This window comes from Brevibacterium sp. W7.2 (genome assembly GCF_018137945.1).
In the GTDB taxonomy this organism is placed as follows: domain Bacteria; phylum Actinomycetota; class Actinomycetes; order Actinomycetales; family Brevibacteriaceae; genus Brevibacterium; species Brevibacterium sanguinis.
In genome coordinates, this window is record NZ_CP073089.1 from 2,266,780 (window position 1) to 2,279,898 (window position 13,119).

The window sequence follows — 13,119 nt, forward strand, 5'->3', positions numbered from 1 at the left end:
CTGCGCGCAGACTGATGGCCCCGTCACCGACGTGACGGGGCCCTTGGTCTGTGCTCAGCAGCGGTCGGCGTGCGCCGGACGGTCGGCGGGCAGCAGCCGGCCTGCGAGCAACGGCTCGGGGGTGACGCCGAGGCGGCTCAGGTGGCTTCGGAGTCGAAGGGGGCCGCCTCGGCGCGATTGCGGCGCACATGCTGCGCCTGGAACCGCTCGATCGGCGATGCCGCTGCGGCAGCGCCCCCGGCGGCACCGGCAGCCCCGCCTGCAGCTCCCCCCGCGGCGCCCGCACCGGACGTGCCGTCCGAGCTCTCCGTGTCGTCCTGGACGGCGGGAGCGGCGAGCTCCTCCCGGCGCTTGGCCTCACGGATCGCCGAATCCTCTTCGACGAGGGCCTCGCGGACGATGCGACGCGGATCGTACTGGCGCGGGTCGAGCTTCTGCCAGTCGACGTCCTTGAAGTCGTCGCCGAAGTCGCGTTTGACGTTGTCCTTCGCGCCCTCGGCCATGCGGCGGAGCTGGCGCACGAGGTCGCGCAGCTTCTGGGCGTATTCGGGGAGGCGTTTGGGGCCGATCACTACGAGAGCGACGATCACGAGGATGACCATCTCGGTGCCGTTGACGCCAAACATGATCTCCATTCTAACGCCGCTGAGACGTATGCTCGTTCTCAGGTCGTGTCCCCGTTCGCAAGGAGAGAAGCCGTGGACGAGGTCGTCGTCGAACGCGTGCTGCGCATCGTCGAACTCGTGCCGTCCGGTCGCGTCGTCAGCTACGGCACCGTCGGCGTCGTCGCCTCCTGCTCGCCCCGCTACGTGGGCCGTGTGATGAAGGAGTACGGGGCGAACGTCACCTGGTGGCGCGTCGTCAACGCCGCCGGTGCGCTGCCGGCACCGCTGCTCGGACGCGCCCGGGACCACTGGCGGGCCGAAGCCACCGCTCACACCCAGGAGAAGGCGCTCACCTCGGCGTTTCTCAGCCCAGAGGATCTCGACGCGCTGTGGGCGCGCCACGGAAGAGACCCGGAGGAGCGGTTAGACTGACGGTTGAGCAGCAGCGGAAAGCGAGGGGTCGATTGTCACGTGAGCATGCCGGTGATGTGACGTTCGCCGAGCAGTACAACGGACCTGACGCGCTGCTCGACGCCGCCCGGACCCTCTCCCACGAGTACGGGATCAGCCCGGTGTCCCAGACGACCTCGGCCACCCTCACCCTGCTCGCACGCCTCCTCGGCCCCGTCGCCGCAGTCGAGGTCGGCACGGGAACCGGGACGTCGACGCTCGCACTGCTGCGCGGCATGCCGAACGCCGGGATACTCACCTCGATCGACACGAACTCCACCGCGCAGGGTGCCGCCCGCGACCTCATCGACCTCGCCGGCATCCGTCCCGGGCGGCTGCGACTGATGAGCGGACGCGCCGAGGATGTCCTCCTCCGCCTTGCCCCGAGCGCCTATGACCTCGTCTTCCTCGACGTCGACCCCGTCGGGCTCGAGCGGATGATCGAACCGGCGCTGCGTCTCCTCGACGCTCAGGGGCTCCTCGTCATCAATCAGACGCTGCTCGCCGGCAGCGTCGCCGACCCGGTCGACCGGTCCGCGCGCACGCAGGCCGCACGGGGTCTGCTCAACCGGCTGGCTGCCCAGGAGCGCCTCGAACGCGTCCTGCTGCCGATCGGCGAGGGCCTGCTGGCCGTGCAGAAGACGTGGCGCTGATCCATTCCCGCACCCGCGGGCCAGGCTCCCCGATAGGCAGATAAGCGGCAGAGACAGAGAAGCAGCAGAGACGAATCGTCTCTGCTGCTTCTCGTGCGGGCTGTGCTGCTGGTCAGATGCCCAGGGTCTCCGCGAGGGTGTCGTGCAGAGCCGTCGCTTCGTCAGCGCTGAGCTCGATCACGAGTCGGCCACCGCCCTCCACCGGAAGCCGCATGACCATGCCGCGGCCTTCCTTGGTGACTTCCAGAGGTCCGTCGCCGGTGCGGGGTTTCTGAGCTGCCATGTGGGCGCAACCTTTCGTTGTTTGAACAGAGTGAACAGATCACACGATCAGCCCACTGTGATAGTCCGATTATTCCATGAACCGCACTCGCACGGGGACACTTGCCGAAATTGTCGCAGATCACGGCGGCAGGTCGGACGGCGGAGTGAAGTGCCAGAGGTAGCCCACCCAGACGATCTGGAGCATGATGAACGCCGCGATGACGACGACGCGGTACCCGCGCGAGCGCACCGCCGCCAGGGTCAGCGCGATCGGGAAGAGCGGCAGCAGCAGGCGCAGGGTCGAGGTCTGCGGGGTGAAGAAGATGAGCAGGTAGAGCCCGTAGGCGGTGCAGAAGAGCTGCAGCGTCCGACCCATCCGCGCACCCGCGGGCGAGAAGATGAGGGCGAGCATCCCGGCGATGACGCCGAAGAGGAGGAGCGGTCCGAACGGACCGACGAGGCCGTTGGCCGCCCCCAGCCATTGGACGAAGTACGACGATGTCCCGGTGTGCCAGGCCGCCTCGGTGTCGGTGTAGGCCGTCATCGACCCCGTCGTCAGCCACGCATGGACGGGGTGGAGAAGAGCCGCGACGCACGAGAGCACGCCGAGCGTCCACGAGCGCACGACCTCCCCGAGCGGGTACGGATCGGTCCGGCGGCGGAGGAAGCGGTCGATGAGCACGAAGAGCATGAAGAACGAGAACGCCACCCCGATGGGCCGGGAGAGGTCCATGAGGATGACGACGGGGATCGCGGTGAGGTAGCGGCGTTCGACGACGAAGAGGAGGGCCAGGGCCTGGAGCAGGAGGGTGAGCGATTCGGCGTAGCCGGTGGAGAAGACCGCCGCGGGCGGGAAGACCATGACGAATGCGAGTGCGGTGAGCGCCTGGCCGGGCGGGACGAACTTGCGGAAGAGCGTGAGGATGACGATCGAGGCCAGGCCCGCGGCGATCGTCGACACGAGCGGGGAGATGACCTCGTAGCTCAGTCCGGTCAGGCGCGCGATCTCCCCGGTGATCGCCGGGTGGAGAGGATAGAAGGCCCACTGGTTCTGGATGATGTCACCGGTCTCGGTGACCGGCAGCGTGGCGGGGTACCCCTCGCTTGCGACGCGCGCGTACCATGCGGAGTCCCAGAAGTTGAGGAAGTCGCCTAGCGTCGTCGTCACCGGGCTCGACGACCAGCCGGCGACCTCCTGCCGGCGCAGCACCGCGGCGAAGATCGAGATGCTCACGATCCGCGAGGCGACGTAGACGGTCAGCGCCTGCAGCCACAGCGGGAGCTGGAGGAAGAGGACGCCGGCCCGGTGGAGGCGGGAGGAGTTGAAGAGTTCGGGGACGAGGGTGATGCCGGGGAGGTCTGCGGGTCTGCTCATCGCTTAACGGTGCGCGGCTTCCAGTTCGCTGATGCGCTCGCGCAGCCGGCCGATCGCCGCATCGACCTCGTCCATCCGGTACCCCCGCAGGGCCGGACGGAACCTCAGCTCATCGACGTCCTCGACGGTGAAGTCGCCGGACAGCGGGGCGGCCACAGCATCGGTCTCCTCGGCGGCCTCGGAGCTGAAGAGCTCGAAGGATGCGGCAAGGACGATGACGAGAACGAAGATCGCCGCCGCGACCCCGATGACAATCCACAATGGCATGAGCCCATCATTTCACATCGACCCTGAGCATCGCCGGAGGTCGGCGTGTGCGAACCCTCTCAGCGGAGGCCTGCGACCGCGGCGATCGCAGTGGCAGTCCTCAGCCCGGGCCGGTCTCAGCGGAGGCCGCGGACCGTGTGCCGCGGCTGCGCCTCACCGGTGATCGCGACCGTCACGGCGATCGCGTCGGCGGTCGCCGCCACGTCGTGGGCGCGGATGACCGCCGCGCCCCGTTCGACCGCCAGTGCTGTCGCCGCGATCGTCCCGTGCAGTCGGTCGGCGGGTCCGGCCGCGCCGATCGTCTCCCCGATGAAGTCCTTCCGGGAGATCGCCAGCAGCACCGGATAGCCGGTGTCGCGGAAGCGGGTGAGCTCCCGCAGCAGGCGCAGCGAGTGATAGGTGTTCTTCCCGAAGTCGGGGGTCGGGTCGATGACGATGCGCTCCGGGGCGACCCCGGCCCGCTGGGCCGCCTCGGCGAGGGCGACGACCCCGGCAACGGTGTCGGTGACGACCTCGCCGGCATGGAGGCCGTAGCGGCTGCGATGGGCGTCGGTGCGCGGGGTCAGGCCGCCGGTGTGGGAGCAGACGAGGCCGACGTCGAAGGCGGCCGCCACCTCGGCGACACGGGGATCGGCGCCGGCCCAGGTGTCGTTGAGGAGGCCCGCGCCGGCCGCGCACACGGCCTCGGCCACCTCGGCGCGCCACGTGTCGACGCTGATGAGGAGGCCGGGATGGCGCTCCCGGACGGCGGTGACGGCCGGGGCGACGCGGTCGATCTCCTCGGCCACGGAGATCTCCCTCCCCCGACCGGCGCGGACTCCGCCGATGTCGACGATCCGCGCCCCCGCCTCGGCGGCGGCATCGACGGCGGCCAGCGCACCGTCTAAGGTCGCCGCGGATTCGTAGAACGAATCCGTCGTCCGGTTGACCACGGCCATGATGACGGGAGCACCGGGCCGAGCGTCGTCGAGGACGCTGCGGGCACGGACCGGTCGGGCGGAGCCGCTGGGTCGGGCCTGCGCGCGGTCCCTCACTGTTCGGGGCCCGCGCCGCCCACGGGGGCGTCGGGGATGGAGCCGCCGGGGCCGATGTGGGCGACGACCTCGTCGATGTCGTCGGTGAGGATGAAGAGGTCGAGGTCGGTGTCCGAGATCGTGCCCGAGGCCAGCAGCGTGCTCCTGATCCACTCGACGAGGCCCGACCAGTACGCGGTGCCGAAGAGGACGACGGGGAACGAGGTGACCTTGCCGGTCTGGACGAGGGTGAAGGCCTCGAAGAGCTCGTCGAGGGTGCCGAAGCCGCCGGGCATGACGACGAAGCCGCGCGAGTACTTGAGGAACATCGTCTTGCGGACGAAGAAGTACCGGAAGTTCACGCCGAGTTCGACGTAGTCGTTGAGGCCGGATTCGAAGGGCAGCTCGATGCCGAGGCCGATCGAGACTCCCCCGGCCTCCATCGCACCGAGGTTGCCGGCCTCCATGATGCCCGGTCCCCCGCCGGTGATGATCGCATTGCCGTTCTCCGCGAGGCGGCGCGCGATCTCCCGGGCGTCGTTGTAGGCCTGCGTCTGCGGGCCGAGGCGGGCGGAGCCGAAGATCGAGACGGCGGGGCCGACCTCGGCGAGCGAGCCGAAGCCCTCGACGAACTCGGCCTGGATGCGCATGACCCGCCACGGATCCTCATGGACCCAGTTCGAGGGTCCGCGCGATTCGAGGAGACGCTGATCGGTCGTCGTCGTCGGCACCTGGGAGCCGCGCAGGCGCAGCGGGCCCTTGCTGTAGAACTGCGGGTCCTCGCCGGGCTCGGGCTGGGGTGGTGCGTCATTCTGCGGGGCGGCGGGGTCGGTCTGCGGCGGTGCCGCGTCCTGCGCCGGTCCGGCGGCCTGCGGTGCGCCATCCTGGGGTGCGGCGGGGTCGGCCTGTGGTGCGGCGTCGGCCTGCGCCGGTGCGCCGTCCTGCGCCGGCGCGCTCTCCTGCGGTCCAGCATCCTGCGGTCCGGCGTCGGATCGCGCCTGTGCCGGTGTGTCTGAGTGTGTCGACATCGGTCTCACCCCTCCTCGAGGTAGCTCACGAGCGCCCGGGTCGCGTCCTCCACTTCCCGGACCCTGACATGCTCGTCTGACTTGTGAGCATACAGAGGGTTGCCCGGGCCGAAATTCACCGCCGGCACCCCGAGCGCGCTGAAGCGCGAGACATCGGTCCATCCGAGCTTCGCGGCCGGTTCGGCGCCGAGGGCTGTGAGGAAGTCCTGCGCGATCGGCCGGTCGAGTCCGGGACGGGCGCCTTCCGCGGCATCGGTGACGACGACGTCGAAGCCGGTGAAGAGCTCACGGAGGAAGCCCTCGGCCTCGGCCGCCGACTTCGACGGGGCGAACCGGTAGTTGACGGAGACCCGGCATTCGTCGGGGACGACGTTGCCGGCGACTCCCCCGCTGATCGCCACGGCCGACAGGGATTCGCGGTAGTCGAGTCCGTCGACGGTGACCGTCTCGGACACGTGGTCGGCGAGGCGGGTGAGCACCTCGGCGGCGGCGTGGATGGCGTTGACGCCCATGAAGGCCCGCGCCGAATGCGCCCGCACACCGTGGGTCGTGACGTCGACGCGGATCGTGCCGTTGCAGCCGCCCTCGACGCTCGCGTTCGAGGGTTCGCCGAGGATCGCGAAGTCCCCGTCCAACCAATCCGGGTGGTTCCGGGCGACACGGCCGAGGCCGTTGAGCGCGGCGTCGACCTCCTCGTGGTCGTAGAAGACCCAGCTGACGTCGCGCGTCGGGTTGCGCAGGGCTGCCGCGGTGACGAGCTGCATCGCCACGCCCGCCTTCATATCGCAGGCCCCACGGCCCCAGACGATGTCCTCGGCGGGGGCGGCCGCCTCGGCGGGAGACGTCCCCGGTGCGCCCTGGCCGGGGTGCGGTTCGGCACTCTCTCCCGCGGGGCCGGCGGCGGTGCCGACGAAGCGCAGGGGCGGGAGGTTGCCCTCGACGGGGACGGTGTCGAGGTGACCGGCGACGACGATCCGCTCGCTGCGCCCGAGCCGGGTGCGGGCGACGATCGTGTCGCCGTCGCGGAGGATCTCCAGGTCAGGGCCGTCTCCGGCACTGATCGCCTGCAGCACGGCCTCGACGGCATCGGTGATCGCCGCCTCGTTGCCGGAGACGGATTCGATCGCGCACAGCCGGCCCGTGAGCTCACCCGGATCGTCGATCGCGGCGAGCAGATACTCGCCGAGGTCGCCGTCGGGAACGAAGGCGGATGTGGTCTCAGCAGGTGGATGAGCGGTCATACGGCTTAGCCTAGTACCGCGGTCACCGACTAGGCTTGCGGTCATGACACAACGCATCGTTTCCGCGCGTGGACTCGCCACGCAGCATGAGAACACCGTCCTCTCCGTCTGGTACCCGACCCTGAGCGTCGCCGACGATTTCACCGACGCCGAGGCGGCCGCCACCGCTCTCGCGTCCGAGGACGGACTCGACGCGCTGACCGGAGAGGATCCGGCCCGGGGAACGACGACGACCGTGGTGACGACGACGATCGACCTCGACGAAGCCCCCGCCTCGGCGGCCGATGTCTACCTCCGCCTCCACGCGCTCTCCCACCGCATCGTCGTGCCCAACGACGTCAACCTCGACGGCATCTTCGGTCACATCGCCAACGTCGTGTGGACCTCGGCGGGTGCCTGCTCGCCCGAGGGCTTCGAGGCCACCCGCGCGAAGCTGCTCGCCAACGGCCCCGTCGCGGTCTTCGGCCTCGACAAGTTCCCGCGGATGACGGACTTCGTCATCCCCTCCGGTGTGCGCATCGGCGACGCCGACCGGGTCCGCCTCGGGGCACATCTGGCCCCGGGCACGACGGTCATGCATGAGGGCTTCGTCAACTTCAACGCCGGCACCCTGGGTTCGGCGATGGTCGAGGGACGCATCTCGCAGGGCGTCGTCGTCGGTGACGGGTCGGACGTCGGCGGCGGGGCCTCGATCATGGGCACGCTCTCCGGGGGCGGCACGCACCGCATCTCGATCGGCACGGGCAGCCTGCTCGGCGCGAACTCCGGTGTCGGCATCTCGATCGGCGACGACTGCATCGTCGAGGCCGGCCTCTATCTGACCGCCGGCACGCGCGTGAGCGTGCTCGGCGACGACGAGCGGGTCGTCAAGGCCTCCGAGCTCAGCGGAGCGAGCAACATCCTCTTCCGCCGCAACTCCGTCACCGGTGCCGTCGAGGCGATCGCGCGCTCGGCCAAGGGCATCGAGCTCAATCCCGACCTCCACTGAGGTCTGAGGCGGTCGCTGAAAGACGGCACCTCGATTCGCACCCGCGCCGATCGGGTTCGTGGGCAGCCCTCCGGAACCGAGCAATCGCCTCGGTGCCGGAGGGCTTTTTCGCTGCGCTGCCCGGCCGGGCCGCCGGAAGGACGAACGACCGCGGATGAGGGCGGCCGCTCCGGCAACCCCGCACCCGGAGCCTCACACACAACCCGTGCACGCGTAGGACAAGCGACTCCGCGGTGTGCGTGCAAAGCCACGCGGTGTGAATCGCGCTGCAGGTTGTTCAACGACCTTTGGGTTGTTTATCGGCTTGCGGGACGCGAATTCGGCAGCCGCTTTGGCAACCCCGCACACGGAGGTTCACACACAACCCGTGCGGGCGTAGGACAAGCGACTCCGCGGTGTGCATGCGAAGCTACGCGGTGTGCCTCGCGCTGCAGGTTGTTCAACGACCTCTGGGGTGTTTATCGGCTTGCGGAGCGCGAAGTGGGCAGCCGCTTTGGCAGCCCCGCACCCGGAGCTTCACACACAACCCGTGCACGCGTAGGAGACGCGACTCCGGGGTGTGCGTGCGAAGCCCCACGGTGTGCATCGCGCGACGCGGTGTGCATCGCGCGACGCGGTGTGCATCGCGCGACGCGTTGTGTATCGCACTCCGGGTTGTTCAACGGGTTGCGGGGCGCGAAGTGGGCAGCCGCTTTGGCAGCCCGCACCCGGAGCTTCACACACAACCCGTGCACGCGTAGGAGACGCGACTCCGGGGTGTGCGTGCAGAGAGCCACGCGGTGTGCCTCGCGCTGCAGGTTGTGTGCGGCACTCAGGGTTGTGGTCGGAATTGCGGTGAGTTCAAGCGTGCCTGGTGGTGATCGGCGCCCCGGGTGGTGAGCGGCGCTGCAAGTTGTGATCGGCACCGCGATCACCCCAGACGACAGCAGCCCTCCGGTTGCTCAGCCACGGACGGTGGCGGAGCAACCGGAGGGCTGCTGGAGTGGAGAGAGAAACTCAGCGCTCGCTGATGTCCTCGTAGTCGCGGGAGACCGCGCCGGTGTAGACCTGGCGGGGACGGCCGATGCGTGTCTCGGGGTCGTTGATCATCTCGCGCCACTGGGCGATCCAGCCCGGGAGGCGACCGACGGAGAAGAGCACCGTGAACATGTTCGTCGGGAAGCCGAGCGCCTTGTAGATCAGGCCGGTGTAGAAGTCGACGTTCGGGTAGAGCTTGCGCTCGACGAAGTAATCGTCGGCCAGCGCGATCTCCTCGAGCTGCATCGCGAGCTCGAGCAGCGGGTCGCCGCCGTTGCGGGCGAGCACCTCGTCGGCGGTCTTCTTGATGATCTTCGCGCGCGGGTCGTAGTTCTTGTACACCCGGTGGCCGAAGCCCATGAGGCGCACGCCCTCTTCCTTGTTCTTCACGCGCTCCATGAACTTCTTCGGACCGTCGTCGGAGGCCGCGATCGACTGGAGCATCTCGAGCACCGCTGAGTTCGCACCGCCATGCAGGGGGCCGGCCAGGGCGTTGATGCCCGCGGAGATCGACTGGAAGATGTTCGCCTGGGCAGAGCCGACGAGGCGGACGGTCGACGTCGAGCAGTTCTGCTCGTGATCGGCGTGGAGGATGAAGAGCTGATCCATCGCCTTGACCGCCAGCGGGTCCGGCTCGTAGGGCTCGGACGGCACACCGAAGTTCACCCGGAGGAAGTTCTCCACGAGGCTGAGCGAGTTGTCCGGGTGGATGACGGGCAGGCCCATGTTCTTCCGGTGCGCGAGCGCCGCGATCGTCGGCATCTTCGCGAGCAGCCGGTAGGACGAGGTGTCGACCTGCTCCTCGTCAAAAACATCGAGGTCATCTTGGTAGAAAGTCGACAAAGCCGCGACAGCGGCTGAAACCATGGGCATCGGGTGCGCATCGTAGGGGAACGCACGGAAGAACCGACGCAGATCCTCGTGGACGATCGTGTGCTTGCGCAGACGCGAATCGAAGGCATCGTACTGCTCCTGAGTGGGCAGGTCGCCGTGGATGAGGAGGTAGCAGACTTCGACGAAGTTCGACTTCTCCGCGAGCTGCTCGATCGGGTAGCCCCGGTACTGCAGAACGCCGGCGTTGCCGTCGATGTAGGTGATCGCCGAGGAGGTCGATGCGGTGTTGCCGAATCCCGGGTCGTAGGTGACGGCTCCGGTCTCCTTGAGCAGAGAGCCGATGCGATATCCGTTGTTGCCCTCAGTGGCCGGCACTTCTGGCAGTGCCAGGTCCGTATCGGCAATCCTGAGATTCGCTTCGGTCGGCATATGTTCTCCTCACCGTCGACCCACCCCAAGAACTTCTTGGGGCGTCTTGCACAGTTCCCTCAAAGACTACCCACTCCCTGAGGATTCGAAAAATCACTGCACCCAGTGCATACCGACCGGTAACATGTCCTACCTGGTCAGACATGTTGCGGCTGGGTGAAATCAGAGCGGCCTGAGCGACCTCATTCGGCGGCGGCGAGCAGCCTCTGCGCGGCCTCGTCGATGCGCTCGTCCGTCGCCGTCAGCGCAATCCGCACATGCGAGGCTGCGGCATCGCCGTAGAACGCGCCGGGTCCGGCGACGATCCCGAGATCGGCGAGTGCGCCGATCGATTCCCAGCAGTCGACCCCGGCCGTCGCCCACAGATAGAGGCCGGCTTCGGAGTCGTCGATGCGGAATCCGAAGCTCTCGAGCGCCGGACGCAGCCGATCGCGCCGGGCCCGGTAGCGCTCCTTCTGCTCGACGACGTGGTCGACGTCGCGCAGTCCGGCGACCATCGCCGCCTGGATCGGCGCAGGCACGATCATCCCCGCGTGCTTCCGCGTCTTCGTCAGATCGCCGATGAGGTCGGCGTCGCCGGCGACGAAGGCGGCACGGTAGCCGGCGAGATTCGACTGCTTCGACATCGAGTAGACGCTGAGCACCCCGGAGTGGTCGCCCTCGGTCACCGACAGCACGCTCGGTGCGGGGTCGTCGGAGACCCAGTTGAGGAGGCCGTAGCACTCGTCGGAGGCGACGACGACTCCGGCTGCGCGGGCACGGCGGACCACCTCGGCGAGGGTGTCCCGGTCGAGGACGGCACCGGTGGGATTGCCGGGGGTGTTGAGCCAGAGCAGACCGATGCCCTCCAGCGAGGCACCGGCGAGGATCTCAGCGGCGTCGAGGCGGACGCAGTCGACCCCGGCGATCGTCGCCCCCATCTCGTAGGTGGGGTACGCCGCATGCGGGCACGCGACGCTCAGACCCAGCTGCCGCAGGCCGAGCAGGGTCGGCAGCCACGCGACGAACTCCTTCGACCCGATGGTCGGGAGCACCTCGGTGGCAGGGTCGACGGTGACGCCGTGCCAGGTGTCGTACCAGCCGGCGATCGCCGCGCGCAGCTCATCGGTGCCCGTCGTCGTCGGATAGCCGTGGGCATCACCGGCCGCGGCCAGCGCGTCCTCGATGACCTGCGGCGTCGGGTCGACAGGGGTGCCGATCGAGAGGTCGCAGACCCCGCCGGGATGCTCGGCGGCGCGAGCCCGGTACGCGGTGAGCTTGTCCCACGGATAGTCGGGCAGATCGAGCCCGAAGCGGCGGTCCACCTCAGCCGTTCTGCGGCGGCAGGACGGAGATGATCGCGTGGTCCTTGCCGGTGTTGCCGAGCTTCGCGGCACCGCCGGGCGAACCGATGTCATCGAAGAACTCGACGTTGGCCTTGTAGTACTCCGACCATTCCTCGGGGACGTCGTCCTCGTAGTAGATCGCCTCGACGGGGCACACGGGCTCACACGCGCCGCAGTCGACGCACTCGTCGGGGTGGATGTAGAGGGAGCGCTCCCCCTCGTAGATGCAGTCGACCGGACATTCGTCGATGCAGGCCTTGTCCTTCACGTCAACGCAGGGCTGGGCGATGATGTACGTCACGGATTCGCGCTCCTCGGGAAACTGAAGTCGTTCTCTCCAGTCCACCATACGCCCTGAGCACGTGCCCAGTCTCCCAGGGAGGTCCCCGCACCCCCGTGGTCTCGGTCACGCCTGCGCCCGGCCCGCCGCCGTCTGCTCTAGGGTGGACTGAGGAATCACAGGATGAGGGAAGGGACTCCGTGGACGATCTGCAGCCCGGGAAGAGAGTCGTCGTGCGCTACTCGCTCGACCCCGGAGACAGCCATGCGACCTCCGATGCGCTCGGCGTCGTCACCGCCGCCGATGAGTCCCGCGTCGAGATCGACACGAAGCGCGGTCCCGTGCGCATCCTCCGCGACCAGATCCTCCTCGTCCACGAGGTCCCCCCGGCACCGACCCGGTCGGGCCGCACGCACGAGATCGTCTCCGCCGTCGACCTGCGCCGGATCTCGGCGGCGGCCTGGCTGCCCGCCGACGTCTCGTGGCTCAACGCGGAGAACCTCCGCAACGAATCCCGCAGCGACGACGGCGATGACGTCGGCCTCCTCCAGAAGGGCTGGCTGCTGCGCAGCTCGGAGTCGGTGACCCGGCGGGCCAACAGCGCCCTGCCCGTCTCGGAAACGGGGCTGAGCTGGGAGGACGGCCTCGATGCCGTCGAAGCGTGGTATGCCGCCAGGAACCGTCCGCCGGTCGTCCAGATCTACTCGTCCGATGACTCCGCCGGCCTCGACCCGGTGTGCGCGGGCCTCGGCCCGCTGCTCTCGGACCGCGGGTACACCGCCTCGGAGACCGTGCATCTGCTCACCGGATCCACCGCCGAGGCGGCCGGTGGTGCCGCCGGACCCGCCGAGGCGGCTGCTCCCGGCCTCGTCATCGACGTCACGGAGACCCCGAGTCCGCTGCACTATGCGGCGTGGACGAGTGAGCGCGATCCCGGCTCCGCCGAGGCCCTCCGGGCTCTCATCGAAGCCGACGACCCGTGCCAGTTCGTCACCGCATGGGCTCAGCACCCCGACGGTTCGCAGACGATGGTCGCGACCTGCCGGGTCGTCGAGCGCAGCAAGTGGGGCGTCATCACCAACCTCGTCACGCGCCCCGACCTGCGTCGCCGCGGCGCCGGGCGCGCGGTCGTCCGGGCGGCCGCCGCGCTGCTCTCCCAGCGCGGAGTGCGGTCGTACCTCGTCGATGTCGAAGCGGGCAACACGGCCTCGCTCGAGCTCTTCGGCTCCCTCGGGGCGAGCATCCGCCACCGATACTGGTTCGCCAGCCGCGGCTGAGCCGGGCCGGAAGGCGCGGCACACGCGGATCCGGCTTCAGCCGACCCGCAGAGTGACCCGCCGGGTCACCCGC

The 13,119-nt window shown here is 69.0% G+C and carries 14 protein-coding genes; 4 read left to right on the forward strand and 10 right to left on the reverse strand.

Features of this window, described 5'->3' with window-relative positions:
- Nucleotides 1-137: 137 nt before the first annotated feature.
- A complete protein-coding gene (locus J9315_RS10195; RefSeq protein ID WP_211977798.1) occupies nt 138-626 on the reverse strand; it encodes a twin-arginine translocase TatA/TatE family subunit in 489 nt (162 codons plus the stop codon).
- A gap of 72 nt (nt 627-698) precedes the next feature.
- Here J9315_RS10195 and J9315_RS10200 point away from each other — a divergent pair, with 72 nt between their 5' ends.
- Entirely contained in the window at nt 699-1,037 is a 339-nt protein-coding gene (locus J9315_RS10200; RefSeq protein ID WP_198498552.1) for an MGMT family protein, read from the forward strand.
- A 32-nt stretch (nt 1,038-1,069) separates the two neighbouring features.
- Complete coding sequence (locus tag J9315_RS10205; protein WP_211977799.1) at nt 1,070-1,708, forward strand: class I SAM-dependent methyltransferase; 639 nt, start codon at nt 1,070-1,072, stop codon at nt 1,706-1,708.
- A gap of 112 nt (nt 1,709-1,820) precedes the next feature.
- Here J9315_RS10205 and J9315_RS10210 read toward each other — a convergent pair whose 3' ends face one another.
- From J9315_RS10210 to dapE, 6 genes are all read right to left on the reverse strand, one after another.
- Nucleotides 1,821-1,991: a DUF3117 domain-containing protein gene (locus tag J9315_RS10210; protein WP_009375197.1), complete on the reverse strand. Its 171-nt coding sequence runs from the start codon at nt 1,989-1,991 to the stop codon at nt 1,821-1,823.
- A gap of 120 nt (nt 1,992-2,111) precedes the next feature.
- On the reverse strand, nt 2,112-3,347 hold the full coding sequence (locus tag J9315_RS10215; RefSeq protein WP_198498550.1) for a hypothetical protein: 1,236 nt from the start codon (nt 3,345-3,347) through the stop codon (nt 2,112-2,114).
- Nucleotides 3,348-3,350: 3 nt separating this feature from the next.
- Entirely contained in the window at nt 3,351-3,614 is a 264-nt protein-coding gene (locus tag J9315_RS10220) for a DivIVA domain-containing protein (protein WP_198498549.1), read from the reverse strand.
- Between the two features lie 116 nt (nt 3,615-3,730).
- Complete coding sequence (gene folP, locus J9315_RS10225) at nt 3,731-4,648, reverse strand: dihydropteroate synthase (protein ID WP_249120880.1); 918 nt, start codon at nt 4,646-4,648, stop codon at nt 3,731-3,733.
- Entirely contained in the window at nt 4,645-5,379 is a 735-nt protein-coding gene (locus J9315_RS10230) for a TIGR00730 family Rossman fold protein (protein ID WP_211979301.1), read from the reverse strand. The genes folP and J9315_RS10230 overlap by 4 nt, the downstream gene beginning before the upstream one ends.
- A gap of 281 nt (nt 5,380-5,660) precedes the next feature.
- On the reverse strand, nt 5,661-6,896 hold the full coding sequence (dapE, locus tag J9315_RS10235) for a succinyl-diaminopimelate desuccinylase (protein WP_211977800.1): 1,236 nt from the start codon (nt 6,894-6,896) through the stop codon (nt 5,661-5,663).
- Between the two features lie 43 nt (nt 6,897-6,939).
- Here dapE and dapD point away from each other — a divergent pair, with 43 nt between their 5' ends.
- Entirely contained in the window at nt 6,940-7,884 is a 945-nt protein-coding gene (dapD, locus tag J9315_RS10240) for a 2,3,4,5-tetrahydropyridine-2,6-dicarboxylate N-succinyltransferase (protein WP_211977801.1), read from the forward strand.
- A gap of 996 nt (nt 7,885-8,880) precedes the next feature.
- Here the strand turns inward: dapD and J9315_RS10245 are convergent.
- The 3 genes from J9315_RS10245 to fdxA form a co-directional block, all read right to left on the reverse strand.
- A complete protein-coding gene (locus tag J9315_RS10245; protein ID WP_211977802.1) occupies nt 8,881-10,164 on the reverse strand; it encodes a citrate synthase in 1,284 nt (427 codons plus the stop codon).
- Between the two features lie 182 nt (nt 10,165-10,346).
- Complete coding sequence (dapC, locus tag J9315_RS10250; protein WP_249120881.1) at nt 10,347-11,468, reverse strand: succinyldiaminopimelate transaminase; 1,122 nt, start codon at nt 11,466-11,468, stop codon at nt 10,347-10,349.
- Between the two features lies 1 nt (nt 11,469).
- The gene (gene fdxA, locus J9315_RS10255; RefSeq protein ID WP_009375174.1) at nt 11,470-11,790 is read right to left on the reverse strand and encodes a ferredoxin; all 321 of its coding nucleotides are present in this window, start codon (nt 11,788-11,790) and stop codon (nt 11,470-11,472) included.
- Between the two features lie 179 nt (nt 11,791-11,969).
- Between fdxA and J9315_RS10260 the strand changes: the two genes are divergently transcribed.
- The gene (locus J9315_RS10260) at nt 11,970-13,046 is read left to right on the forward strand and encodes a GNAT family N-acetyltransferase (RefSeq protein ID WP_211977804.1); all 1,077 of its coding nucleotides are present in this window, start codon (nt 11,970-11,972) and stop codon (nt 13,044-13,046) included.
- Nucleotides 13,047-13,119: the final 73 nt, after the last annotated feature.

What these genes read in the sequence shown, in the direction of transcription:
- J9315_RS10195 (WP_211977798.1), bottom strand. Translation starts at nt 626, where the DNA reads ATGTTTGGCGTCAACGGCACCGAGATGGTCATCCTCGTGATCGTCGCT.
- J9315_RS10210 (WP_009375197.1), bottom strand. Translation starts at nt 1,991, where the DNA reads ATGGCAGCTCAGAAACCCCGCACCGGCGACGGACCTCTGGAAGTCACC.
- J9315_RS10215 (WP_198498550.1), bottom strand. Translation starts at nt 3,347, where the DNA reads ATGAGCAGACCCGCAGACCTCCCCGGCATCACCCTCGTCCCCGAACTC.
- J9315_RS10220 (WP_198498549.1), bottom strand. Translation starts at nt 3,614, where the DNA reads ATGCCATTGTGGATTGTCATCGGGGTCGCGGCGGCGATCTTCGTTCTC.
- dapE (WP_211977800.1), bottom strand. Translation starts at nt 6,896, where the DNA reads ATGACCGCTCATCCACCTGCTGAGACCACATCCGCCTTCGTTCCCGAC.
- dapD (WP_211977801.1), top strand. Translation starts at nt 6,940, where the DNA reads ATGACACAACGCATCGTTTCCGCGCGTGGACTCGCCACGCAGCATGAG.
- J9315_RS10245 (WP_211977802.1), bottom strand. Translation starts at nt 10,164, where the DNA reads ATGCCGACCGAAGCGAATCTCAGGATTGCCGATACGGACCTGGCACTG.